This window comes from Mesorhizobium opportunistum WSM2075 (genome assembly GCF_000176035.2).
Taxonomy (GTDB): domain Bacteria; phylum Pseudomonadota; class Alphaproteobacteria; order Rhizobiales; family Rhizobiaceae; genus Mesorhizobium; species Mesorhizobium opportunistum.
Genome location: NC_015675.1, coordinates 6692707 through 6715453, shown reverse-complemented (window position 1 = coordinate 6715453; position 22747 = coordinate 6692707). Strand labels below are relative to the sequence as shown.

Annotated in this window: 21 protein-coding genes and 2 pseudogenes; 14 read left to right on the top strand and 9 right to left on the bottom strand. The window is 62.0% G+C overall.

Going from position 1 to position 22747, the window contains the following annotated elements; genetic code table 11:
• Window positions 1-21 precede the first annotated feature (21 nt).
• Entirely contained in the window at window positions 22-303 is a 282-nt protein-coding gene (locus tag MESOP_RS32110; protein ID WP_013897159.1) for a hypothetical protein, read from the top strand.
• A gap of 248 nt (window positions 304-551) precedes the next feature.
• Here MESOP_RS32110 and MESOP_RS32105 read toward each other — a convergent pair whose 3' ends face one another.
• Window positions 552-2312, bottom strand: a complete 1761-nt coding sequence (locus MESOP_RS32105) for a thiamine pyrophosphate-dependent enzyme (RefSeq protein WP_013897158.1) — start codon at window positions 2310-2312, stop codon at window positions 552-554.
• Window positions 2313-2622: 310 nt separating this feature from the next.
• Here MESOP_RS32105 and MESOP_RS32100 point away from each other — a divergent pair, with 310 nt between their 5' ends.
• Entirely contained in the window at window positions 2623-2874 is a 252-nt protein-coding gene (locus MESOP_RS32100; RefSeq protein WP_041165141.1) for a hypothetical protein, read from the top strand.
• A gap of 213 nt (window positions 2875-3087) precedes the next feature.
• Here MESOP_RS32100 and MESOP_RS36650 read toward each other — a convergent pair whose 3' ends face one another.
• The 3 genes from MESOP_RS36650 to MESOP_RS32090 are packed head-to-tail and all read right to left on the bottom strand — an operon-like array spanning window position 3088 to window position 4605.
• On the bottom strand, window positions 3088-3213 hold the full coding sequence (locus MESOP_RS36650; RefSeq protein WP_280739549.1) for a hypothetical protein: 126 nt from the start codon (window positions 3211-3213) through the stop codon (window positions 3088-3090).
• 60 nt (window positions 3214-3273) lie between these two features.
• Entirely contained in the window at window positions 3274-3855 is a 582-nt protein-coding gene (locus tag MESOP_RS32095; RefSeq protein ID WP_013897156.1) for a hypothetical protein, read from the bottom strand.
• A 21-nt stretch (window positions 3856-3876) separates the two neighbouring features.
• Window positions 3877-4605: a DUF4142 domain-containing protein gene (locus MESOP_RS32090; protein WP_013897155.1), complete on the bottom strand. Its 729-nt coding sequence runs from the start codon at window positions 4603-4605 to the stop codon at window positions 3877-3879.
• 539 nt (window positions 4606-5144) lie between these two features.
• Here MESOP_RS32090 and MESOP_RS36715 point away from each other — a divergent pair.
• Window positions 5145-5363, top strand: coding sequence for a DUF1236 domain-containing protein (locus MESOP_RS36715; protein WP_342447418.1), 219 nt, complete (start codon window positions 5145-5147; stop codon window positions 5361-5363).
• A gap of 246 nt (window positions 5364-5609) precedes the next feature.
• The gene (locus MESOP_RS32080; protein ID WP_013897153.1) at window positions 5610-6242 is read left to right on the top strand and encodes a hypothetical protein; all 633 of its coding nucleotides are present in this window, start codon (window positions 5610-5612) and stop codon (window positions 6240-6242) included.
• 222 nt (window positions 6243-6464) lie between these two features.
• On the opposite strand, the gene MESOP_RS32075 is transcribed toward MESOP_RS32080, so the two are convergent.
• The 3 genes from MESOP_RS32075 to MESOP_RS32065 form a co-directional block, all read right to left on the bottom strand.
• Complete coding sequence (locus MESOP_RS32075) at window positions 6465-8771, bottom strand: FdhF/YdeP family oxidoreductase (protein ID WP_013897152.1); 2307 nt, start codon at window positions 8769-8771, stop codon at window positions 6465-6467.
• Window positions 8772-8926: 155 nt separating this feature from the next.
• Complete coding sequence (locus MESOP_RS32070) at window positions 8927-9205, bottom strand: hypothetical protein (protein WP_013897151.1); 279 nt, start codon at window positions 9203-9205, stop codon at window positions 8927-8929.
• A gap of 73 nt (window positions 9206-9278) precedes the next feature.
• Complete coding sequence (locus MESOP_RS32065) at window positions 9279-10286, bottom strand: ATP-dependent DNA ligase (protein ID WP_013897150.1); 1008 nt, start codon at window positions 10284-10286, stop codon at window positions 9279-9281.
• A gap of 218 nt (window positions 10287-10504) precedes the next feature.
• Between MESOP_RS32065 and MESOP_RS36500 the strand changes: the two are divergent.
• Together MESOP_RS36500 and MESOP_RS35455 are read left to right on the top strand one after the other, a co-directional pair.
• A pseudogene (locus MESOP_RS36500) lies at window positions 10505-10797 on the top strand (cysteine hydrolase family protein); the annotation flags it as partial.
• Window positions 10798-10808: 11 nt separating this feature from the next.
• Window positions 10809-10991 (top strand): annotated as a pseudogene (locus MESOP_RS35455) (hypothetical protein); the annotation flags it as partial.
• Between the two features lie 137 nt (window positions 10992-11128).
• Here the strand turns inward: MESOP_RS35455 and MESOP_RS32060 are convergent.
• Window positions 11129-12223: an FAD-dependent oxidoreductase gene (locus MESOP_RS32060; RefSeq protein WP_013897148.1), complete on the bottom strand. Its 1095-nt coding sequence runs from the start codon at window positions 12221-12223 to the stop codon at window positions 11129-11131.
• 110 nt (window positions 12224-12333) lie between these two features.
• Here MESOP_RS32060 and MESOP_RS32055 point away from each other — a divergent pair, with 110 nt between their 5' ends.
• On the top strand, window positions 12334-12534 hold the full coding sequence (locus MESOP_RS32055) for a hypothetical protein (RefSeq protein WP_013897147.1): 201 nt from the start codon (window positions 12334-12336) through the stop codon (window positions 12532-12534).
• Here the strand turns inward: MESOP_RS32055 and MESOP_RS32050 are convergent.
• Window positions 12526-14970 carry a membrane-bound PQQ-dependent dehydrogenase, glucose/quinate/shikimate family gene (locus tag MESOP_RS32050; RefSeq protein WP_013897146.1) on the bottom strand — a complete coding sequence of 815 codons (2445 nt, stop codon included), beginning with the start codon at window positions 14968-14970 and terminating at the stop codon, window positions 12526-12528. The two genes, MESOP_RS32055 and MESOP_RS32050, sit on opposite strands and share 9 nt — an antisense overlap.
• A 196-nt stretch (window positions 14971-15166) precedes the next feature.
• Here MESOP_RS32050 and MESOP_RS32045 point away from each other — a divergent pair, with 196 nt between their 5' ends.
• From MESOP_RS32045 to MESOP_RS32015, 7 genes are read left to right on the top strand one after another with little or no spacing between them, the layout of a single operon-like run.
• Window positions 15167-15823 carry a cytochrome c3 family protein gene (locus tag MESOP_RS32045; RefSeq protein WP_041164423.1) on the top strand — a complete coding sequence of 219 codons (657 nt, stop codon included), beginning with the start codon at window positions 15167-15169 and terminating at the stop codon, window positions 15821-15823.
• Window positions 15807-18779, top strand: coding sequence for a TAT-variant-translocated molybdopterin oxidoreductase (locus MESOP_RS32040; protein WP_013897144.1), 2973 nt, complete (start codon window positions 15807-15809; stop codon window positions 18777-18779). The genes MESOP_RS32045 and MESOP_RS32040 overlap by 17 nt, the downstream gene beginning before the upstream one ends.
• On the top strand, window positions 18772-20130 hold the full coding sequence (gene nrfD / locus MESOP_RS32035; protein ID WP_013897143.1) for an NrfD/PsrC family molybdoenzyme membrane anchor subunit: 1359 nt from the start codon (window positions 18772-18774) through the stop codon (window positions 20128-20130). The genes MESOP_RS32040 and nrfD overlap by 8 nt, the downstream gene beginning before the upstream one ends.
• Window positions 20127-20654 carry a DUF3341 domain-containing protein gene (locus MESOP_RS32030; protein WP_013897142.1) on the top strand — a complete coding sequence of 176 codons (528 nt, stop codon included), beginning with the start codon at window positions 20127-20129 and terminating at the stop codon, window positions 20652-20654. Before nrfD ends, MESOP_RS32030 begins: the two co-directional genes overlap by 4 nt.
• A complete protein-coding gene (locus tag MESOP_RS32025; protein ID WP_013897141.1) occupies window positions 20651-21193 on the top strand; it encodes a c-type cytochrome in 543 nt (180 codons plus the stop codon). The genes MESOP_RS32030 and MESOP_RS32025 overlap by 4 nt, the downstream gene beginning before the upstream one ends.
• Entirely contained in the window at window positions 21190-22302 is a 1113-nt protein-coding gene (locus tag MESOP_RS32020; RefSeq protein WP_013897140.1) for a hypothetical protein, read from the top strand. The genes MESOP_RS32025 and MESOP_RS32020 overlap by 4 nt, the downstream gene beginning before the upstream one ends.
• Complete coding sequence (locus MESOP_RS32015) at window positions 22295-22741, top strand: hypothetical protein (RefSeq protein ID WP_013897139.1); 447 nt, start codon at window positions 22295-22297, stop codon at window positions 22739-22741. The genes MESOP_RS32020 and MESOP_RS32015 overlap by 8 nt, the downstream gene beginning before the upstream one ends.
• Window positions 22742-22747 lie beyond the last annotated feature (6 nt).

The window sequence follows — 22747 nt, the reverse complement described above, 5'->3', positions numbered from 1 at the left end:
GAGAGAAACGAGAGATAAGCCATGAGCGAAGAAAAGAACCGCCGCGAGACCGGCGCCAGGAAATATCCGGCCAACACCGGCCCGGATCCCTCGGACCAGTTCTCACAAGCCGCAGCGAACAACGAGAAGCCTCACGGTCGATTTGGGCTCACCCGAAAACAAGGTGAGGTGGAAGACAAGACGCACCAATCCGAGGGTCAGAATCCCCCGGGGCGAGCGACACTCTGCCCTGACACGGAGGAAAACTCCGGAGCCGGCAACCCGATTGAGCGCTCCAGGGACGCGAAGGCGCCCAAAGAGTGATCGCGAATCGGACGCCTGCGTGAAGGATCGGGACGCTGAACGCAGGCCCTGCGAAACGTAGCTCCATCATCCGGCGCGCTGCCGCCATGAGTGTTGCAGTTATGAAGGAGGTCTGCCGCAGATGCACCTGAACGGCTACGAAGACGGCGGCCAGAGCAACTACCTGAGCATTACTTGCTCGTCCGCACCTTCTGCCGTGGATTGATCCCGCCGGCCCCGGACGGCGGAACAGCGGGCCTGCGGCCGCGTCATCCCTCGGCGTCCATCATGGTCTTGGCCGGCTCGCGCGCGACGTTCTGCGCGATCCGCTCGTGCCCCGGAGTCTGGGGCAGCGCGTTGCGGAAATTCTTGGCATAATCTGATGGCATCTTCGGCGGCATCATCGGCTCATAGGCATCGACAAGCGCCTCGATGACGACCGCCCCATCGGCGGCAAAGGCTTCGTCGAGAACACGCTCCACCTCGTCGGCCCGCTCGATGCTGAAGCCTTTGCCGCCCATAGCCTCGGCGGCCTTGGCAAAATCGATCGGCTGCAGTTCGCAGCCGAATTGCGGATTGCCGAGGAACATCATCTGCTCCCAGGCGATCTGGTTCAGCATGTTGTTCTTGACGACCAGCAGCTTCAGCGGAATGCCATAACGCACGGCCGTCGAGAACTCGCCGAGTTGCATGGCAAACCCGCCATCACCGACAATCGCCGCGATCGGCCGGCCGGGAAACGCAATGCCGGCGGCGATCGCGTAGCTCAGTCCGCAGGCCATCGAAGCCAGCGCGCCTGAAACGCCGAAGGCCTGGCCCCGGCGGAGGTCGACATGGCGCGCCGCCATTTCGGTGTTTTGACCGGAGTCGGTGGCCAATATGGCATTATCGGCCAGGCGTTCGCCAAACGCCCGGGCAACGAGTTGCGGTTTGAGTGGATGGGCATGGCCGTCTTCCGATTGGCGCATCATCTCTCGCCATTCCCGCATCGAGGTCTGCGCCGCGGCGAGGAATGCGTGGTCGGCCTTCCTTTTGAGGCGACGATTGAGCGCCCGAAGCGTCTCCGCCGCCTCGCCGACGAGACCCGCCTCGACGGGGAAGCGCAAGCCGATGCGCTGCGCGTCGCAATCTATCTGAACGCCGCGCGCCTGCCCCGGCTTTGGGTAGTATTCGATGTAGGGGAAGGTCGAGCCGACGATCAGGACGGCGTCGCAAGTTTCCATCGCTTCCTGCGACGGCAGGGTCCCCAGGATGCCAATGCCACCGGTGGTGTAGGGATGGTCGTCCGGAAGCACCGCCTTGCCGAGCAGCGCCTTGATAATTGGAGCTTCAAGCAACTCCGCGGTTTGCTCGAGCTCGGCCGAGGCACCGATCGCGCCGCGCCCCGCCAGGATCGCCACGCGCTTGGCGCCGTTCAGGATGGCGGCCGCCTTGTCCAACTCCTCATCCTCGGCAACGCAGTGAGGGACGAACATGTCCTGCGGCGTATGCGCGGGACGGTTGCGCTTGGAGCGCTCGGCCGCGTCGGAAGGCTGCTCCTGGATATCGCTGGCTATCGAAAGATGGGCGACGCCCTTGCGGGCCAGCGCGGTGCGGCAGGCAAGGCTTGCCACGTTCTCCATATGCGCCGCGTCCGAGACCTGCACGTTGTAGACCGCGACGTCGTTGAACACGCGGGTCAAATCGACATCCTGCTGGGTGAACGTCTCGATCAGATCGTGGAACTGCATTCCGGTAATCGCGAGCACCGGAGCCTGATCGAGCTTGGCGTCGTAGAGCCCCGTCAGAAGGTGGGCGCCGCCAGGTCCTGATGTCGCGAGGCACACGCCGAGCCTTCCCGTCCATTTGGCATAGGCGCAGGCCATGAATGCGGCGGACTCCTCATGACGCACCTGGATAAAGGAAATTTTGTCCTGGTTTTTCCGCAAAGCCTCCATGATGCCGTTGATGCCGTCGCCGGGCAGACCGAACACGACCTCAACGTTCCAGGCAATCAAAGTATCGATGAGAATTTCCGCTGCATTTGGCATGATGAGGCTCCACTGAATGCCTTCCGAACCGGCAGCGCCGCGGTTGGTTCCTTCAAATGGCAAAGAGTCCGAACTGGGGAACAAAGCCGCCTTCATCAAGGTTGGGCGGAAGTAGAGATCGGAGTGGAACTTTTGCGATACATCGCTTCTGCGGATCGCCTATCTGAGCGGCGGTCCGGAGGATGGCCCTCCGGTACTGTTTCTCGGGATTCTCGTTTGATCGAGGGAACGCAAGCTCAGGAACAAGAAAGCCCAGGCCTGGTTACTCTCTCAAGGCATGGTGAGCGAGTCGGCAATCAAGGAGACCGATGTGAGCGACGCACTGAAAACCACAAACCATGAGGTTATCCGGGCATGGATCGAGGCGCGGGAAGGGCGGCCGGCCGTTGCTAAGGGCGCCATCTTGCGCGTGGATTTCGGCGAAGCTGACGAGGAACTGCAGCCCATCGAATGGGAAGAGTTCTTCAGGATAATGGACACCAATAATTTGGCGTTCCTGCATCAGGACATGACGGCCGATGGCGCCACCAGCCGCTTCAACAAATTCGTCGATCGCGACTAATGCATGTCGCGCAAAAGTGACCTCGGTTTTGCGACAACGACATGCATCAAGCAAACGACCGCGTCGCATGAATCCGTTCCGACGCGACGCGCTTTAGGTGAACCAGGGCGCCCCCGAGAGGCCTCGATCACTGATTGCCCGGCATCTTGTTGCTGTCTTGCGGATCTTTTTTATGCCGGCCGCCGGAGATGTGTCCTGGGGCGCGTTTCCGCCCTAGTTCTGCTCCGGCGTCCGCTTCACCGGCGCCGTCGGCCAGCCTTTTTCGACGTAGACGGACACCCAGTAGCAAGCCAACAGAACAACCACAGTCAGTATCAGCGGCAACAGCACTCGTCTCACGCCGGCTTCCTCATTCGCTGCGCTGGCGGTCGATCTTTCGCGATTGAGGCGATGCGATAGTCATCGATCGCGGCGCACGGTACCGCGATCGACGTCCTCGGCTCGGGAAACCGCGGGATCGAAGCCGGTCCAGCCGCCTGCTTCGTATTCGTTCCGCCGCTCGGCGACGTTCACTGATCTGGAATCGCGAAGGATCCCTTCGACTTGCGGAGCAAGATCGTCATCGACGCGAGCGGTGACCAGCGTGCCGCCGCGGCGAACCCCTTCCGCATAGACATTGGCGTCGTTCTCCGACACGCCGCCGTCCGTCAAGGCGCCGATGATGCCGCCGGCGGCCCCGCCCACCACTGCGCCGGCGGCCGCGCCCGCGGCGGTCGCCGCCAGCCAACCAGCCGCCACGACCGGGCCGACACCGGGTATCGCCATGGCGCCGAGACCAGTCGCCAAGCCTCCCGCGCCACCCACCACAGCACCTATCCCGGCGCCGCTGGCTGCGTCCTCGGCAGCAGGAGAGGGATGCCGGCCATCAGCATTGTTGGCGATGACGCTGAGGTCGGATGGTGGCACGCCCATGGCCTCCAACTCGCCCACGGCATCGGCGGCATCGTCGTAATCGTCGAATAACGCGGCAATGGTTTGCATCTTGATGACTCCTATTGGTGATCACTGTTCGTCGGCAAAGACATTGCCTTGATAGTCGAGTGCGACGGAGGTGCTCTTTCCGTCTTTCTTCGCCTGGCCGCGCCAGATGCCCTGGCTGTCCTTGGCGAGTGAAGAGACATCCGTGTAGCCGGCGTCCTCAATGTGGTTTTTTGCCTGGGTTTCAGTGAAGCTGTTGGCGCCAGGAACGGGGGCAGGCGGTTTAGGCGTGGAAGCCGACTTGATCGCCGGCATGCCTGCGTTGGCCGCTGCGATTTTCTCGATCATATCCTGATGCATCTTCAGTGTCGGCAAAGTCTCCGCTGCGAATGCCTTCAAACTGGGATTGTCGCCGTCCTTTGCGTATGATTGGAAGAGGTCCACCGCATCGGCGTGCGCGCCGCGCTGCATCTCGACGTAAGGCTGGTCAAATCCCTTCGTGGTGTTCTGCAGCTTTTCCAGATCGCTCTTATGCGGGGCGTCGGGTTGAGCGGGCACCTCCAGCTTCTGCTCGCCGGCGATCTTTTTAAGCTTCTCATTCGCCGCGCCGTGGTCGGCAATCATCTTCTCGGCAAAATTCTTGACCTGCTGGTCCTTGGCTCTGTCCTGCGCGATCCTGCTTGAATCCACCTCGAACATCCCGCCGATGGCTGCCTTGTTGACAAAGGTCTGCGCGTTGTCGGCGGCAACCGCCGGAAAGGCGAGCGGCGCCGCGGCGATGCCTAGCACCCCAAGAAGTATCCGGATGTTCATGGCTTCAAGCTCCTTTGCTCGATGGATTGAAGCCGAACAACCGTCTCACGGCTTTGTTCCAATCGCAGCCGTTTGGGCTTGAGGATGGCGTGCTTTCACCCCCAAAGCGCCACGCGCCGCAAATCGTTTTCAAAGGGACGGCGCTGCGTGAACAGGAGCATTGTTCGATTGGCTCTCGCCGATCCCGCCGAACATCTTGGCATTGATCAGCGACGGACCCATCGCCGGCCACGGCGATGTCTCGTTCAAGACCATGTTTCCGACCTAATCTCGCTCGGAACAATTCCTTTTAGCTGAGGTTCTAGCTGGCGAAGGGACGCTCAGGGCAAGGCACAGACGCAGACCAATGAGCAGGCTCAGGGCAAGACCGGCACGACAACCAATCAGGCCCAGGGCAATAGCCAGACACAAACCAATGAGCAGGCTCAGGGCAAGATTGGCACGACAACCAACCAGGCCCGGGCTCCAACGAGCAGGATCAAGGCAAGACCGCTTCGATCAACAACGTCACTGTTGAACAGAAAACCCAAATCACCAATGTGATCAAGGAAACCAAGGTTGAGCCGGTTTCCAACGTCGATTTCGACATCTCAGTCGGTGTGGAGGTTCCTCGGCAAAAAATCCACCTGCACCGTCTGCCGTCAAAGATCGTCAAGATCGTCCCGGCCTATGAAGGCTACGAATATTTCGTGCTCGCCGACGGCCGGATCGTCATCGTCGATCCCAATACCTATAAAATCGTCTTGGTTCTCATCTAGGCTGACTACGGAGGCCTGCCATGCAAGGGGATGATAGGCCTATATTTCTTTGTCATCCGAGCACGGGCCAAACGTGCGTCGCTTTGGCGGCCGCCTATCGCCTCCTCGTTGCCGCCAGCTGTAACCCTGGGCATCTGCCGACCTTGCGCCGCACCAATTCAGCAAGTCGGCAGCGGAGCGGCCGAGCCGCTGCATGGAACAAATCTGGCGACGTTCTATTCGACATCAGAATGCACGAGGCAACGGATGTACCAATGGTTGGCGAATAAGGCGACCTTGATCTCGGCTTTTGCCAGTATAGGCATGCTGGCGATTTGGTCCGTTTATCTGCACATCTTCTGGCGAAGCCACCAGCGTCGAAGAACGCCGAAGCTCTTGATCAATTGGGGCGAAGGACGGGAGCTGTCGGCGCGGTGCTTCGTCACCAACATGAGCGAAGGAGCAGTTTTCATTCAAAGCGTCATCGCCGATCTGGAAACGCCGTCCGGCCATCATCGTATATTCATCTCCGATGCCGAAGATCTCAGGAATTCCAAGACGCCGTCTGGCTGGACGCACATGACGCGCCAAGGCCCGGTTGGTCCTGGAAAACTCGTCGACATGGGAAGCTTCGAAGGCATTCTGGAATACGCTCTGCATGAAAAGACGGGCGAGAAGATCCTCGGAGAATCGAGTTTAAGCCGCGGCATTCACCAGTTCGAAATTACGATCATTGGAATGTACGGTTCGGAAGATATTCTGATTGGAGCCTCACGCCGGTTTGAGATAGTCCACGCCCGCGGCAAGGCATGCTTGCGTTCTGCGACGGTCGAAACACGCCAAATAGTCTCGGCGCGGGAGCGTAAACGGCTGGCCAAGGAACTTGCGAAGCAACTGTGACGTGGCGCGAATGGAAAGTCCCGCCGGCATCGCATCGTGTTGATTCCAACACCTGACCTGGGCCACTGATGACCCGACGCAGTTCTGAGGTTCTGGCCTGCCACTAGGCCCGTGTTTCCGTGAAATTTCCCAGCTCGATTGGCAAAGACCGCTCTCGGCGGAGATGGGTTCTGCCAGAGAAACCAAACTCGCAGGTCGGGCCGGAGGTGTAGTGCTTCAGCGTCATCCAGGCATCACCACGCGCACCGGCACCGACTTTGCCGCCGGCACATGTGCCTTTTCGGCCCGGTGCCATAGCGGAATGAGCGGATTAAGCTCAGGGTAATAGCCGGCGCAGTCACCGCGCGGAATTGGATAGGGAATGACCCGCAGTCCGCGCACACGGCGCTCGACACTGTCGCCCGCGGCGGATTCCAGATCGATCTCCTGTCCGTCGCTAAGGCCCATCCGCCGGATATCGTCTTCGTTCATCATTAGCACCATGCGTGTTCCGTCGATGCCGCGCAGCCGGTCGCGATAGCCGTAAATCGTCGTGTTGAACTGATCGTTGGAACGGACGGTGATCAGCGTCAGTACGTCCGCTCGCGACACGTCGATATCCGGATCCGTCTCCAGCATCGTCGGCGGCTTGAAGTTGGCCTTCTTGTTCGGTGTCTGCCACACTCGCTTCGAGGCCTTTATGTCTCGGTGAAATCCGCCGGGCGCCAGGAAGCGTTTGTTGAAGTCCTTGAAGTGATCGGGGTAGCAACGTTCGATCTCGTCCCTCACGCGCGAATAGTCAGCCACCCATTCATCCCATGGTATCGAGCTCTTTGCCGCCACCGTCGCCTTCGCGAGCTCGGCGACGATGCGCGGCTCGGAGAGCAGGTTGGGTCCGACCGGCGGCCGGGAGCCGAAGGAGCCGTGGATGCAGGCCGTGGAATCCTCCATGGAGACGTGCTGCTCGCCGCTCTTCTGCACGTCCTTCTCGATCCGCGAGAGACAAGGCAGCAAATAGGTGACGGCTCCCGGTATCAGGTGGCTGCGGTTGAGCTTTGTTGCGATCTGGACATGCAATCTCAAGTGCCGCCACGCATCTTCGACCAGCCCTGTTTCGGGAACGGCCCGCACGAAATTTCCGCCCAGTCCGATAAAGGCCTTCACCGACCCGTCGATCACGCCTTCGCATGTTTCCACAGTGTCGCGTCCTTTCTCGCGCGGCGGCTCGAACTTGTAGAATTCGGCGAACTTGTCGAGCGGGACCAATTCAGGCTTCTCCGAGATGCCGACGGTTCGCTGGCCCTGAACGTTGGAGTGACCGCGAAGCGGGGAGACGCCGGCTCCTTTCTTGCCGACGTTGCCGCGCATCAGGAGCAGGTTGCAGAGCATATGGACGTTCTCGGTCCCGTGCCGGTGCTGCGTCAGGCCCATGCCGTAATTGCCGATGACCGCCGAGGCTTTACTATAGACGTCGGCGACATGTTCGAGATCGGCGCGCGCAATGCCGGATCGGGCTTCGATCCTTTGCCATGGCGTGCGGCGTAGATAGGCCTCGAACTCCTCGAAGCCATGCGTGTGTTCTTCGATGAAGGCGACGTCGAGGACGCGCGGGGCGCCGGTCTGTTTCGCGGCGTCATCAAGAGCCAGCACTGCTTTCGCAATGCCGGTTATGGCCGCAATGTCGCCGCCACCGCGAATCTGATAGAAGTCGCTCGACATCCTGGTGCCCGCACCAGGCGAAAGCATCTCGACGGGGTTCTGTGGATTCTTAAAACGCTTCAGGCCGCGTTCCGGTAGCGGGTTGAAGGTGATGACAGGTATGCCGCGCTGGCGTGCTTCCTCGATCGGATGGAGCAGTCGCGGCGCGGTGACGCCGGTGTTGTGGCCGAAGAAGAACATCAGGTCGCAATGGCTGAAATCCTCCAGCTGGACCGTGCCGACCGGCGAGCCGATCGACTCGGGCAGGCCGACCGAGGTCGACTCGTGGCACATGTTGGACGAGTCCGGCAGATTGCCCGAGCCATAGATGCGCGCGAACAGCTGATACATGAACGAGGCTTCGAGCGAGGCCCGGCCCGAGGTGTAGAAGACGACGGATTTAGGATCGAGCCTGTTGAGTTCCGCGCCGATGTCGCGGAACGCGGTCTCCCACGCTATTGGCTCATATTTGTCGGTGACCTCGTTGTAACGCATCGGCTCAAGCAGCCGACCCTGTTTTTCGAGATCGTGATCAGGCCAGTCGAGCAGTTCGTTGACGGAATGCGCGGCGAAGAACTCCGGGCCGCAGCGCCGTTTCGTCTGGTCCCATATCGTGGCCTTGGCGCCGTTCTCGCAAAATTCGAACGGCCGCGGCTCGGCGGGCTTCGCCCACGAACAAGAGACGCACATATAGCCATCGGCTTTGTTCTGCTTGAGCAGCGTGCTCCAGATGCCGGACATCAGCAGACCTTCGCCGCGCGCCTTGCGGATCAGCGACTTGAGGGATCCCCATCCGCCGGTTGGATGGTTGTACTTGCGGATTTCAACATGGTCGGTGGTGGACGGGTTCATGGTGGAGCTCGGCTTGTTATGACTTTGATCTTCAACTCGTCCGGGTCCAACATGTTCCGGTGCCGGCGAATCTGTCAGCCGCATTCAGGTCGCGCGCAATGACCTGCCAACCCGCGCGAAGGCGCTTGGATCGGCACGGCCGGGCCGACCGTCAGCTACACCTCGTCGAAGCGGCTGCCTTCCTTGGACGGGTTGCGCGACAGCACACGTTCCTCCTCGTCGTCGGGCAGGGCCTCGTCGCTTTCCTGATCGGGGTTGTCATCATCCTCCTCGGGCAGGGCCTGTTCGGCCTCGCGCAGATCCGGGCCGTTCTCGGTGACGACGCTGTCGGGAAGCACCTTGTTGCCTTCGAAGGAATCCCAATCCTGCTGTTCGATGGTCGGCGCTTCAGTTTCTTCCTGTTTTTGGGATCGCTGCTTGTTGCGGGGGTCCATGTCGTTCTCCAATATCCAATGACTGCTTCTTTCAGAAATCGCACCGGCGGCGGATTGTTCCGGAAAGTCACTGCTACGCGATCTGCTCGAAAGTGCATTGGTGCGGTGCTTTGTCCGGCCGCCAGCGCAGCAGCCTGGTGCCATGCCGGAAACGCTTACTGGTAACATGGTCGAAGCGGACCTCGACGACCAGTTCCGGCCGCACCGGTTCCCATTTCCCGCTGCGCTCCGTGCTCCAGCGGCTCGGCCCGCCCGGCGCCTTGCCGGTAAAACCTAGTCCGCCACGCAGCTCTTCGAGCCTCTCGGTCAGAGCGGTGCGTTCATCGTTGGCGATGGTTGAGGTGAAGCCGACATGATCGAGCTGCCCGTTTTCGTTGTAGAGGCCAAGCAGCAGCGACCCGACTTGCCTCGTGCCGGTCAGATAGCGGAACCCGCCGACTACGCAGTCGGCCGTCCGCAGCCGTTTTACCTTCACCATCGCGCGTTCGCCGGGCCTGTAGGGATCATTGAGCCGCTTGGCTACGACACCGTCCACGGAACCGCTGCCGGCGTCCTTCAGCCATCTGTCGGCTGTCGCAAGGCTGGTGGTTGCAGGCGAGAGGCGCAAAGCCTTGGACCGGGCCTTGGCAACGAAATCTTCAGCTGCATCGCGCCGATCATGCAAGGGCAGTTCGATCAGCGATTGTCCGCCCGGGGCGGCGAGCATGTCAAAGAGCACCAGTTGCGCGGGCGTTTCCCGACTGAGCTTGCGGATACGACTCTCCGCCGGATGAAGCCGCATCTGCAGCGCGTCGAAAGAGGCATACCCCTCGATCACGATTTCGCCGTCCGCAACGAATTCGGTTGCCGTGAGCGCACTCAGGGCCGCGATCAGTTCAGGAAAATAGCGGCCAAGCGGTTTGCCGGATTTTGCCCTGAGGTCGACGGTTTTGCCGTCTTTGAAGGCTAGGCAGCGGAAGCCATCCCATTTCGGTTCGTACTGCCAGGGGCCATCGTCCCACGGCAATGCCTCCGCGGTGCGCGCTTCCATTGGCTGCGTGCTCAAGGGCAAGGGAAACTCGACGCCGGATGCCCCTACCATCGCTCTTCCATGTCGAGATGAGGCTGGTCAATGGTATTCATCCGGTTTGAACGTTCGGCGCGAGATGTGGTTTCCGAGGGAACGGGCATCAAGGCAACGCGTTTGTCCAAACGTTCAGAGGATCAGATCTTGAATCTCAGGCGCCGCTCCGGCTCGTCGAAATATGCGCTTTCCTACTTGGCTTCACCGCGGCGGGGTCGAATCCGCCGGGCATTGTGATGGCGGCTCAAGGATTGAGCTACGGGTCGCTTGGCAAGCACTGCGCGCATGTTTGCGTGGATATGCAAAGACTGTTCGCCGAACCCTCTGAATGGGCGACGCCCTGGATCACCAGGGTGCTTCCGGGAATTGTAAGTCTGGTCGAGAGAAGGCCGACCAGACGATCTTTACCCGCTTCATCCCAGCGGCAAGGGCCGGGCAGGGCGTCGGCACTTGGAAGCGCTACTACGAGCGCTGGGCCTCGATGACAATAGAGGCCATCGGCCCGGAGATGGTCGAATTGCTGTCGCCGCCTGCGTTGAAATGGGCGACAGCAGCCTGCCTCCGGCTCCGGTTTCGGGCGGGTCGATCTCCACGGCCAGCGTGTGTTCGGCGGTGCTCAAGGCCTGCGACGCTATCCGAACCAAGCTCTATGCCGCCGCGACCGACGAGGGCGGTCCGCTGGCGGGTTCCCATAACGAGGAATTCGACCTCGCCGACGGAAAGATCGTCGCGAAGAGCGGCGCCTCGGCCAAGGTCGAGGAGGTGTTCAAGGCCACCTCATCGGCTTTGTCTGCGTCTTTGCCGGTGTTCTGCTCGTTGCCTGGGAGAACGCAAAAGACGACAGTTGACCGCGCGCCCTGCTACTCCTTCAGACCCGCGACGCGCTCGAGCAGCGGTCGCTGCAGGACGGGAACCGTCCCGATTGTCCACATAACGAGGTTGCGGAACGTCTGGACGAAGCTGTTGGTCGACTGCGCTGTCGACAGAATGCGTTCGCTGAGCTCGATCCAGCGATGCCCTACCGGCCGGCGTTCATCGGTATATCCAGCCAGCGTGCCGTCGCCGAAACGCCGGGCAAAGGAGGCGGCATCCTCGATGCCGAGATTCATGCCGCGGGCGCCAAGAGGCGAGTGGACATGCGCGGCATCGCCGCCGAGGAAGACGCGGGCGGTCTGGTAGCGTGACGCCTGCTTTGCCGGAATGTGGAAACGATCGGTGCGCAGCACCTGCGATACGCGATAATTGCCCGGGACATGCGCCAGCGCATCGGGCGTGTTCGAGACCGCGCGAAAGCGGTTGTCGCCGATCGGTATGATGAAGCCGATGTCGCCGCTGCGATTGAGGAAAGCCTGCGCCGCTCCCGGCTCGTAAGGCCAGGATGCGATCTCCGCATCCGTGATGCTCCATTGCCGCCTGTGGGTGTAGCCCTCGAATTCGATGCCCACGGCCTTGCGGACCGAGCTGTCGGCGCCGTCGGCGCCGAAGGCGATGTCGAAACTGTGCCTTTCCTCTTCGCCGCCTCGCGTGATCCGAGCCTCGACCTTGTCGGCTTGCTGGGTGAGGCCGACCAGTTGCGTGCGCCATTCGACCTCGATGCCGAATGTCGCCAGCATCTCGGCCATGATCCTTTCCGTATCGCGCTGCGGCAGCGACAACAGGAAATTGTAGCGGTGCGGCAGCAGCGAGAAGTCGATTGTGACGAGCTCGCGCGTCTCCGTGTGGAAATGCGCGTGGCGGACCTTGAGCCCCTTTGCGAGCAGCTTCCCGCTAACCCCGGAGGCTTCGAGAACGTCCAGGCTATGCGCGCTGATGCCGACGGCCTTGCTGAGCGGCGTGGGGCCGTCCTTCTTGTCTATGATACGAGGGTGGACGCCGCGCCGCGCAAGCTCCAAGGCCGCTGTCAGTCCCGTCGGGCCGGCGCCAACGATGAGGATGGAAGCTGTTTCTCGGAGCACGATTGTCGCCTTTCGAATTGGAACTGTTTTTCCCGCGCTGGTTTGAACGTCTAGGCGCGACCTTACCCGATACCCGATCGCAAGGCGCATCCTACGATAGGGAGACGTTCATGTTTCACATCGGCATGTGGATGCTGGTTGTCGCCGGCGTTCTCCTGATCCTGATTTTGATCTGGATGTATGTCCTCGCCCGACGCCGGAGCGTGCGAGGCGCGACGGAAATCGAGCAGGGAATAGACCGCATGGCGGCCGGACAAGGTAACGGCTCCAGGCGTTTCGTAGGGCCTGCGGCTCCAGAGCGCTCATCCTGAAGCTAAAGCATAGGCAATGACTTCGTCGCCGACCTTGGTTTCCATGAAGTGATGGCCGCCCGGCGCGATGACGATGTATTGCTTGCCATCGACCTCATAAGTCATTGGGGTCGTCTGGCCGCCGGCGGGAAGATCGGCCTGCCACACCGTCTTGCCGGTCTTGATATCGATCGCCCGTAGCTTGTTGTCGGTGCTCGCGGCGATGAAGATCAGGCCGCCGGCCGTAACCAGCGGGCCGCCATTGTTGGGCGTTCCGATGGTGAGCGGCAGCATCGACGGAATGCCGAATGGGCCGTTGTTGTTTGCGCTGCCGAGCGGCTCGTCCCAGAGCGTTCTGCCGGTCTTGAGATCGATGGCGCGGATATGACCATAAGGCGGCTTCGAGCAGAGCAGGCCCGTCGAAAGGCGCCAGCCGGCATTTACCGCGATGGCGTATGGGGATCCGGCCTGCGGATCGCCGATGTCCTTTACTTTCTTCGGGCTGCCACCTTTGTCGATCGGCTTGAAGCCCATCTGGTCCGCCTTCTCGCGCGGAATGAGTTGATCGTAGTTCGGCATGTCGTTGTAGTTGGCGACCAGCAAGCCGCTGTCAGTGTCGACGGCGACGCTGCCCCAATCCGAACCGCCATTGTAGCCGGGATATTCGATGAAGGGACGATCAACCGTCGGCGGCGTGTACTCACCCTGATAGAAGGCCCGATGGAACTGGATACGGCAGTAGAGCTGATCCAGCGGGCTCATGCCCCACATATCCTTTTCGGTGAGCGGCGGCTGGTCGAGATGCGCGTAGCCGGAATAGGGCTGTGTCTTGGAAAGCTTATCCGGCTCGACGCCGCCCGAGGGTACCTTGCGCTCCTCGACCGGGAAGAGCGGCTTGCCGGTCTTGCGGTCGAGGATGTAGATCTGGCCCTGCTTGCTTGGCACGATGATGGCCGCGAGCTTGCCGGTCACGGCCGGGAAATCGACCAGCGTCGGCTGCGAGCCGAGGTCGTAGTCCCAAAGATCGTGATGCACAGTCTGAAAGTGCCAGACGGGCTTGCCGGTCGTGACATCGATGGCGACGATCGACGAGTTGAACTGGTTCTCGAAGTCCTTGCGGTCGACGCCGTAGTAGTCGACGGCGGCGTTGCCGAGCGGCAGGTAGACATAGCCGAGCTGCGGATCTGCGGCGGCGACGGTCCACATATTCGGCGTGCCGCGCGTGTAGGTATCGCCCTGAGGCGGCGCGCCGGTGCGATCGGGGTGCCCCATGTCCCAAGCCCAGGCGAGCTTGCCGGTGGTGGCGTCATAGCCGCGAACGACGCCCGAAGGCGCGTTCTCGGCCTGGCCGTCCTTCACCTGCGCGCCGACGACGGCGATGCCGCGCACAATGGTCGGCGGCGCGGTGACGGAGTACCAGCCGGGCACCGTCTCGCCGATGCCCTGGTTGAGGTCGACGCTGCCTTGCTGGCCGAAATCCGAGCAGGGTTTCCCTGTCTTGGCGTCGATAGCGATCAACCGCGCGTCCAGCGTGCCGAAAATTATCCTGGTGGCGCAGGCCTGATCGGCCTTCGCGCCTGGAACGGAGAAATAGGCGACGCCGCGGCAGCTCGCACCGTAGGGTATGGCGTTGTCGGACACCTTCGGGTCGTAACGCCATTCTTCCTTGCCGTTGCGCGCATCGGCGGAAACGATGATGTCCTTGGCCGAACAGGCATAGAGATGGCCGCCGACCTCGAGCGGCGTGTTCTCCGGCGAGTAGAGGTCCTTGGTGGCTCCGTTCGGCATATCGCCGGTGTGGAAGGACCAGGCGCGGGTCAGCTTGGAGACATTGGCGGCGGTGATCTGGTTGAGCGGCGAATAGCGCGTCCCAAGTTCCGAGCCGCCATAGACCGGCCAATCGTTGCCTGGCTGATGGATCGCGGTGTCCTTTGATACCGGTGCAGGTGGGGTGGACGTCGTTGGCGGTTGAGCAGGTTGTGACTGCGCCAAGGCACTGATGTGGAAAAGGCCGAACGTCGCTGCTGCAATAACCGGCAGCAGCAAGCCCGTTACATAGGCTGCGTTCCGGCTGCCTCGCCCTGCACCGTTGCGGAAAGCAGGCATGGCCAGCAGAACGAAGACAAGGATGATCGTGGGAGCCAAGACACGCGGCATCAGCGCCCAGCCGTCGAGACCCACCTCCCAACAAGCCCAGGCGAGCGTGGCCAGCCAGGTCAGCAGGTAAAGCCAGATACCGGCCGGATTTCCAGCCAACATCAGGATGCCTGCCACCAGCAGCGCGATGCCGGCGGGAAGGTAGTACCATGATCCGCCAAGCGCGATCAGCCAGGCGCCGCCGCCCCCGATCAGGAGGCCGAGGATGACCAATAGGATGCCGACGAGAACGCTCCACCAGAAAGCGACGCCGCGATGGCGCACAGGACGATGAGCGGTGTCGGCAGCGATGTTGGTCATGGCATTATTCCAGCGTGAAACAGATCGTGATGTCTGGCGAACGCACGCGACCGGCTGTGGTTGCGGATTAAATTGTCGACTCGCCGCCGTGGCGGTCACCATTCTGTGATTGCTGCATGGCTCCGGAACTTTCGTGGCGAAAGCACCGTTAGGTGTAGTCAACTCTGAGTTTGCCTTCAGCAGAACCGGCGAGGGGATGCCGCAGATCTTCTCGAAAAACGCCAATGGCATCGCGCGCTTTGTCATCTGGGGAAGTTGTGCAGTTCTGCTGATCGCCGCCGCGATCGGGGTCATCCTTCCCCGTTCGGACCTGGTAACGGGAGTAGGTGAGCCAGTGGCGCAGCCGGTGCCGTTCAGCCACAAGCATCATGTCGGCCAGCTCGGCATCGACTGCCGCTATTGCCATAACGGCGTCGAAACCTCGTCTTCGGCGGGTCTGCCGGCCACCGAAGTCTGCATGACCTGTCATTCGCAGCTTTTCACCAATGCCGACATGCTGGCGCCGGTACGCGCAAGCTTGGCTAACGGCAAGCCGATCGAATGGCAGCGCGTCAACAGAGTGCCCGACTTCGTGTTCTTCAATCACGCGATCCACGTCAACAAGGGCGTCGCCTGCGAGACCTGTCATGGCGAGGTCGACGAGATGCCGCTGACGCGACGGGCGCATACGCTCAGCATGGAATGGTGCCTCGGCTGCCATCGCAATCCGGAACCCAATCTGCGTCCGCCGCAGGACGTGTTCCTGATGCATTGGCAGCCGCCTGAGGACGTCGCCGAGATCAGGCGGCAACTGATCGGCATGCTCGACATCCACCCCGAGACGATGACGGATTGCTATGTCTGCCATCGCTGAGAAAGGGTCAGGCTCCGGCATCGACATCGCGGCCCTGCGCAGGCGGCTGGCAAACGGTCGCGACATGTGGCGCAGCCTCGACGAGATTGCCGGTACGGTGGAATTCCGCCGCTTCGTCGAGGCAGAGTTTCCCGCGATTGCCGAGCGTCTGCCGGCAAAGCCGAACCGGCGGACGCTGCTCAAGCTGATGGGCGCTTCGCTGTCGCTTGCCGGGCTCGCGGCCTGCAGCAGGGCGGAAAGCATCGTGCCTTACGTGCGCCAGCCGGAAATTCTTGTTCCCGGCAAGCCCGTCTGTTACGCGACGACATTGTCGAGCGATGGTTTCGGCATCGGCGCCATCGTCGAAAGCCATGAAGGGCGACCGACAAAGGTCGAGGGCAATCCCGACCACCCGGCATCGCGCGGCGCGACCGATGCGGTAATGCAGGCGGCGGTATTGACGCTGTTCGATCCCGATCGCTCGCGCACGCCGCTTAAGGACGGCGAGCCGGCGTCCTATGGCGATTTCCTCAAAGGCATGGCGGCGCTTGTCTCACGGTGGACGGCATCGCAAGGGCAGGGCGGCGCTCTGCTCCTCGATGCCTCGACGTCGCCGACCCTCGCGGCGCAGATCGACGCGCTGCGGGCGCACTATCCGAAGCTGAAACTCTATCGCCATAATCCGTTGGCGACCTCGGCCGCGGGGGAGGCGTCGCGGGCCCTGTTCGGATCTGCGCTGACGCCGATCCACCACTTGGACCGTGCCGAGGTGATCTTCAGCCTCGACGCCGATTTTCTTGGCGAGGGACCCGGACGACTTGCCTATGCGCGCGACTTCGCGGTGCGGAGGCGCGTGCGCAATCCGTCCGACCGGATGAGCCGGCTCTATGCCGTGGAGTCTACGCCGACCATTACGGGCGCAACTGCTGATCATCGTTTGGCGGTGAAGCCAGGTGGCATCGAAGCCGTAGCTGCCGCGCTGCGCGCGACGCTTGGCGGTCAGGCCGAGGTTCCCAGCTCACTGGTCGATCCGACGTGGATGACTGCGCTATCCAAGGATCTGGCGGCGGCCGGCCGCAACGCGCTGATGATCCCGGGGGCGCATCAGAGCGCCTTTGTGCATGCCGCCGCGCTGGCCGTTAACGCGGAGCTTGGCGCGCTTGGCAATACGGTGGAAATGATCGAGCCACCGGACACATTGCAGGTCGATGGCGATCTCACGACCCTGTGTGATGCAGTCGGGGATGGCGCGATCGACACGGTCGTGGTGGTTAGCGCAAATCCGCTGCACACCGCCCCGACCGGCCTTGATGCGCATAAGGCATTCTCCAGTCTGAAGTTGCTTGTGCATCACGGTCTCTATCGCGACGAGACTGCTTTCTTGTCGCACTGGCATGTACCGGCGGCTCATGAGCTCGAGAGCTGGAGCGACATCCGTGCTCATGATGGCACGGCGTCACTGGTCCAGCCGCTGATTGCGCCGCTTTACGATGGCAAGACCTTACATGAGTTGCTCGCCGTGCTTGGCGGTCAATTCGCAACCGATCCGCTTTCGCTCGTTCGGCAGCATTGGGCAGCGCTCGATGACGGGGCCTGGAAAAAGGCGTTGGGTGACGGTGTCGTGCCGCACAGCGCCGCCAAGCCGATATCAGCGACAATGGCTCCGGAGTTGGGCGGATTGAAGCCGGCAGCGAAGGCAGGCGGCGGGATAGATATTCGCTTCGTCGCCGATCCCTGGCTGCGCGACGGGCGCTTCGCCAACGCCTCATGGCTGCAGGAACTGCCACGACCGCTGACCAAGATCGTGTGGGGCAACGCCGCGCTCATCTCACCGGCAATGGCGGAGCGGCTGAAGATTGAGAACGGCAACATCGTCAACGTCGAGGCCAACGGGGCTGACCTCGATGCACCTGTCTGGATCGTGCCCGGTCATCCCGACCAGACGGTGACGCTTTCCTTCGGCTTCGGGCGCAAGGTTGGTTCCGTAGCCGCGCTGTCCGAGGGCTATAATGCCTTCCGTCTACGGCGGGGCCTGGAATGGATTTCGACTGGCGCCGCGGTCAGGCCGCGCGAGAGCAGTGTGCGGATCATCACCACGCAGCATCACCAGGCGATGGAAGGCCGCGCCATCGTTCGCCACGCTTCGCTCGACACGTTTCGGCAGAATCCGCATTTTGTCCGCAAGGATGCGCCGCCGCCAACGGAGTCGCTCTATCCCGATTGGCCGTACAGTCAGGAAGCCTGGGCTATGGCGATCGACCTCTCGGCCTGCATCGGCTGCATGGCCTGCGTTTCGGCCTGCCAGGCGGAAAACAACATCGCTCCGGTCGGACCGGACGAATGCGAGCGCGGCCACGAGATGCACTGGCTGCGGGTCGACCGCTACTATGCCGGACCGGTCGATGCGCCCGACACCTTTTTCCAGCCGGTGCCCTGCATGCATTGCGAGAAGGCGCCCTGCGAGCTGGTCTGCCCGGTCAACGCCACGGTGCACACGCATGATGGGCTGAATGCGCAGGTCTACAATCGCTGCATCGGCACGCGCTACTGCTCGCAAAATTGCCCCTACAAGGTGCGGCGCTTCAATTTTCTCGACCATCAATCCTTCGACAAGGACGAAGCCGGTCCGGAGCAGGGCGCGCACAATCCCAATGTCAGCGTGCGCTCGCGCGGCGTGATGGAGAAATGCACCTACTGCGTCCAGCGCATTAGCGCCAGGCGTATCCAGGCCCAGATCGAGAACCGCGAGATCGCCGACGGCGAAGTGGTCACCGCCTGCCAGCAGGCCTGCCCGACGCAGGCCATTATCTTCGGCGACCTCAACAGAAAGAACGCTCACGTCGTCCGGGAAAAGAGCGCGCCGCAGAACTATGCCCTGCTCGAAGAGCTGAACACGCGCCCGCGCACGACCTATCTCGGCAGGATTTCCAATCCGAACGGCGAGCTGGCCAGGCAAGGCGAGGCGACTGATGGCTGAAGCGAGCGCCGAAAGTCCGGCCGTTCTGCGCGGCCGCCACGATTTTCCCGAGATCAGCGGCCGCATCGGCTCGATCGTGCTCAGCGGCCGGCTGCCACGCCATTTCTGGACGGCGTTCTTCTTCTGCTTCCTGCTTGTCCTGCTGTTTCTCTATTCGATCACCTATCTGATCTCAGTCGGCGTCGGCGCCTACGGCATCGATATACCCGTTGCCTGGGGGACGATGATCGCCAACTTCGTCTGGTGGATCGGCATCGGCCATGCCGGCACGCTGATCTCGGCGGTGCTGCTGCTGCTGAGACAGCCATGGCGCGCCTCGATCAACCGCTTCGCCGAAGCGATGACGCTGTTTGCCGTCGCCATGGCAGGACTATTCCCGATCCTGCATCTCGGCCGGCCGTGGTTCTTCTACTGGCTCTTGCCGCTGCCCAATGTGCACATGCACTGGCCGCAATGGCGCAGTCCGCTGGTCTGGGATTTCGCGGCGATCGCCACCTACGCAACCGTCTCGTTGCTGTTCTGGTATATGGGCCTCTTGCCCGACCTTGCCGTGTTGCGCGACCGCGCCAGGTCGAGACCGGCGCAGCTCTTCTATGGCATACTGGCGCTCGGCTGGCGTGGCTCGGCCTTCCATTGGGCGCGCTACCAGGTCATCTATTTCCTGCTTGCGGCCTTGGCCACACCGCTGGTCGTCTCGGTGCATTCGATCGTCTCGCTCGATTTCACCTTCGCGATCACTCCCGGCTACCACTCGACGATCTTCCCGCCCTATTTCGTTGCCGGCGCGCTGCTCTCCGGCTTCGCCATGGTGCTTACCATCGCCATTCCGCTGCGCTGGGCCTTTTCGGTCCAGGACTTGATAACCCTCAGGCACATGGAGAACGCCGCCAGGCTGATGATCGCCGCCGGCATGGTCGTTGCGTATGGCTATGTCTCGGAAGCGTTCTTCGCCTGGTATTCCGGGGAGCCCTATGAACGCACCATGATGGCCGAGCGGGCGCTTGGTCCTTATTCGCCGCTGTTCTGGACGATGCTCACACTCAATTGCGGCCTGCTGCAATTGCTGTGGTTCCGACGCATCAGGCGCAACATGCCCCTTTTGTTTGCAATCGCCGTTGCCATCAATATTGGCATGTGGATCGAGCGCTACATCATCGTCGTCACCGGGCCGAGCCGCGACTATCTGCCGACTTCCTGGGGCGAGCAATCGCTGACCTGGCTCGATTTCGGTATCCTGTTCGGCTCGATCGGCACGTTCTTCGCGCTCGTCTTCCTGTTCATCCGCATCCTGCCCGCGATCACCATTTTCGAGGTCGAGGAACTGGCCGAGGAGGAGGGCAAGCTCAGATGAGCCTCTACGGCCTCCTGGCGGTGTTTGCCGATCCCGAAGTGCTTGTCGAAGCGGCGCGCGGCATGCGTGAGCGCGGCTACCGGCGCATGGACGCCTTCTCCCCATTTCCGATGAAGGAGCTGAACGAGGTACTGGCGATCCCGAAGACGCGACTGCCGTGGGCCGTGCTTGCCGGCGGCATCGCCGGCGCCGCACTCGTCTACGCGCTGATCTGGTATTCGGTCGAGATCGACTACGCAATCAATGTCGGCGGCAGGCCATTACATTCCTGGCCGCCTTTTGTCGTCATCGCTTTCGAGGCCGGCATTCTCGGTGCAGCCTTTGCCGGCTTCCTAGGCGTGCTCGCAGCTAACGGGCTGCCCCGCTACTACCATCCGGTCTTCAATGCCGAGAGCTTCACCTATGCGGGCGGCGGCAGGTTCTACCTTCTCATCGAAGCGACCGACCCCAAGTATCGCAAGGGCATCACCAAGGGCCAACTGACGCGGCTTGGCGCCGAGATCGTCGAGGAGGTCGAGGCGTGAGCCGCCTGCCCCTCACACTGGTTTTTGGGGCCTTGCTGGTGGCCGGCTGTCGGCAGGACATGGAGGACCAACCGCGCTACGATCCGCTGGAGGCCAGCAACCAGTTCGCCGATGGCATGTCGGCGCGAACGCCCGTGACCGGCACAGTTGCGCGCGACACCGATCTTTCGCCCGCGCCGGACAGGATTCCCGATCCGGTCACGATAGAGCTGCTGCAGCGAGGGCAGCAGCGCTTCGACATCTTCTGCTCGCCCTGCCACGGCCGCACCGGCGATGGCCACGGCATAATCGTCCAGCGCGGTTTTTCGGCGCCGCCGAGCTACCATCAGGACGCGTTGCGCAAGGCCCCCGACCGGCATTTCTATGACGTCATCACCAATGGCTATGGCGCCATGTATTCCTACGCGGCGCGGGTGCCGCCGCAGGACCGCTGGGCGATCGTGGCCTATATCCGCGCGCTGCAATATTCGCGCGATGCGCCGATCGCCGAGCTTCCGCAAACCTTGCGTGCGCGGCTCGAAGCCAAGGCCGCGCCATGAGCCGCGTCGAGCAAGGTTTCCTGATTGCCGGCATCGCCGGGCTTGTCTGCTGCGCGGTGGGAATATCGCTCGACGCGAGGCCCGTGCTCGGCGCCTGGCTTGCAGCCGTCATCTTCGCACTCAGCCTGCCGCTCGGCGCGCTGACGATTTTGATGGTGCATGGACTGACCGGCGGGCGCTGGGGCGAGGCGATCCGTCAGCCTTTGCGGATCCTGGCGGCGACACTGCCGCTTGCGCTGATCTTGCTCCTGCCGGTGCTGATAAGGCTCGATCTCATCTTCCCGTGGGCCGGCGCGGATTCTGCGATGCTGGCCGAGAAGGTTCGTGAGAAGCTTGTCTATCTCAACGTGCCCTTCTTCCTGCTGCGCTTCGTCGTCTGCGCCGCAATCTGGCTCGCTCTCGCCTGGATGATGCTCAGCTCGACTGAAGAGCACCTCGCAAAGAGTGGCGATGGCAGGAAATATGCCCTCGGTCTCATCCTCCATGCTTTTGCGATCAGCGTCTTTTCAATCGACTGGATGCTGTCGCTTGAGCCGGAATTCACTTCGACCGTCTATGCGCTTTGCGAAGCGTCGGCCGAAGTGGTCGGGGCATGCGCCACGGCGGTCATTGTGCTGGCGGCAAGACGTGCGGTCGAAATCCTGCCCGGCGGCGAAGAAGACGTCGCTCTCAGCGAGGACCTCGCCAATATGTTGCTCGGTTTCCTGCTGATCTGGATTTATCTCGTTTTCATGCAATGGCTGGTGGTCTGGGGAGGCGATCTGCCCGACGAGATTCATTGGTACGTCATCCGCAGCGGCAATGGATGGCAATATCTGCTCTACCTTCTGATCGCGTTGCAGGTGGCGGCCTCTGCGGGCCTGCTCAGCCGGGACCTGAAACGCAGCCATGCCGGCCTGATCCGGCTCGCCGGAATTGCCCTGGCCGGGCATTTCGCCGACATGTTCTGGCGCGTTCGCCCGCCGCTCTTTTCTGGCGGCATTCTTTCGCTTTGGCACGATGTTGCCGCGTGGATCGGCCTGGGCGGGCTGTGGCTTGCGCTGTTCTTTTTCCTTCTTCGCCGGCCGGATCGGATCGCCTGGTGGAAGCGCGAGGCGGCCCATGGCTAAGGCGCATCGCCATCCCGAGACGCGCGATGTGCCGCCCCGCATGTTGGTCGCTTTCGGCGCCGGCCTGGTGCTGTTCATTGCGTCTGCCGCGATTGGCATGAAGCTCGCGTTCAACACCACGCCGACCTGGCTGCCACTGTCCGCGAACACCAGTCCGGAAAACCCCGAGTTGCAGACCGCGCCAAAGCAGGATCTGATCAGCTTCCGCGCCGAGGAAGATCGTCAGTTGAAAATGCTTGGCTGGGTCGATCGCAACGCCGGCATCGCCCGCATTCCTATTGACGACGCCATGTGGGCGGTGGTCAGCAACGGCTTACCGGACTGGTCGCAGCAGGGAGCCGGAGCCGCGAGCACTGAAAATTGCGCCTTGGTCACGGCTGCGGTTCCCCGGGCACCTCAGGCCCAGAATTGCCAGCAGCAGAGCAGGGCAGGGCGATGAGGAGCT

Excerpts from the sequence above, each read along its gene's own strand:
- MESOP_RS32110 (WP_013897159.1), top strand. The coding sequence starts at position 22 with ATGAGCGAAGAAAAGAACCGCCGCGAGACCGGCGCCAGGAAATATCCG.
- MESOP_RS32105 (WP_013897158.1), bottom strand. The coding sequence starts at position 2,312 with ATGCCAAATGCAGCGGAAATTCTCATCGATACTTTGATTGCCTGGAAC.
- MESOP_RS32095 (WP_013897156.1), bottom strand. The coding sequence starts at position 3,855 with ATGCAAACCATTGCCGCGTTATTCGACGATTACGACGATGCCGCCGAT.
- MESOP_RS32090 (WP_013897155.1), bottom strand. The coding sequence starts at position 4,605 with ATGAACATCCGGATACTTCTTGGGGTGCTAGGCATCGCCGCGGCGCCG.
- MESOP_RS32080 (WP_013897153.1), top strand. The coding sequence starts at position 5,610 with ATGTACCAATGGTTGGCGAATAAGGCGACCTTGATCTCGGCTTTTGCC.
- MESOP_RS32075 (WP_013897152.1), bottom strand. The coding sequence starts at position 8,771 with ATGAACCCGTCCACCACCGACCATGTTGAAATCCGCAAGTACAACCAT.
- MESOP_RS32070 (WP_013897151.1), bottom strand. The coding sequence starts at position 9,205 with ATGGACCCCCGCAACAAGCAGCGATCCCAAAAACAGGAAGAAACTGAA.
- MESOP_RS32065 (WP_013897150.1), bottom strand. The coding sequence starts at position 10,286 with ATGGTAGGGGCATCCGGCGTCGAGTTTCCCTTGCCCTTGAGCACGCAG.
- MESOP_RS32055 (WP_013897147.1), top strand. The coding sequence starts at position 12,334 with ATGTTTCACATCGGCATGTGGATGCTGGTTGTCGCCGGCGTTCTCCTG.
- MESOP_RS32050 (WP_013897146.1), bottom strand. The coding sequence starts at position 14,970 with ATGACCAACATCGCTGCCGACACCGCTCATCGTCCTGTGCGCCATCGC.
- MESOP_RS32045 (WP_041164423.1), top strand. The coding sequence starts at position 15,167 with ATGCCGCAGATCTTCTCGAAAAACGCCAATGGCATCGCGCGCTTTGTC.
- MESOP_RS32040 (WP_013897144.1), top strand. The coding sequence starts at position 15,807 with ATGTCTGCCATCGCTGAGAAAGGGTCAGGCTCCGGCATCGACATCGCG.
- nrfD (WP_013897143.1), top strand. The coding sequence starts at position 18,772 with ATGGCTGAAGCGAGCGCCGAAAGTCCGGCCGTTCTGCGCGGCCGCCAC.
- MESOP_RS32030 (WP_013897142.1), top strand. The coding sequence starts at position 20,127 with ATGAGCCTCTACGGCCTCCTGGCGGTGTTTGCCGATCCCGAAGTGCTT.
- MESOP_RS32020 (WP_013897140.1), top strand. The coding sequence starts at position 21,190 with ATGAGCCGCGTCGAGCAAGGTTTCCTGATTGCCGGCATCGCCGGGCTT.
- MESOP_RS32015 (WP_013897139.1), top strand. The coding sequence starts at position 22,295 with ATGGCTAAGGCGCATCGCCATCCCGAGACGCGCGATGTGCCGCCCCGC.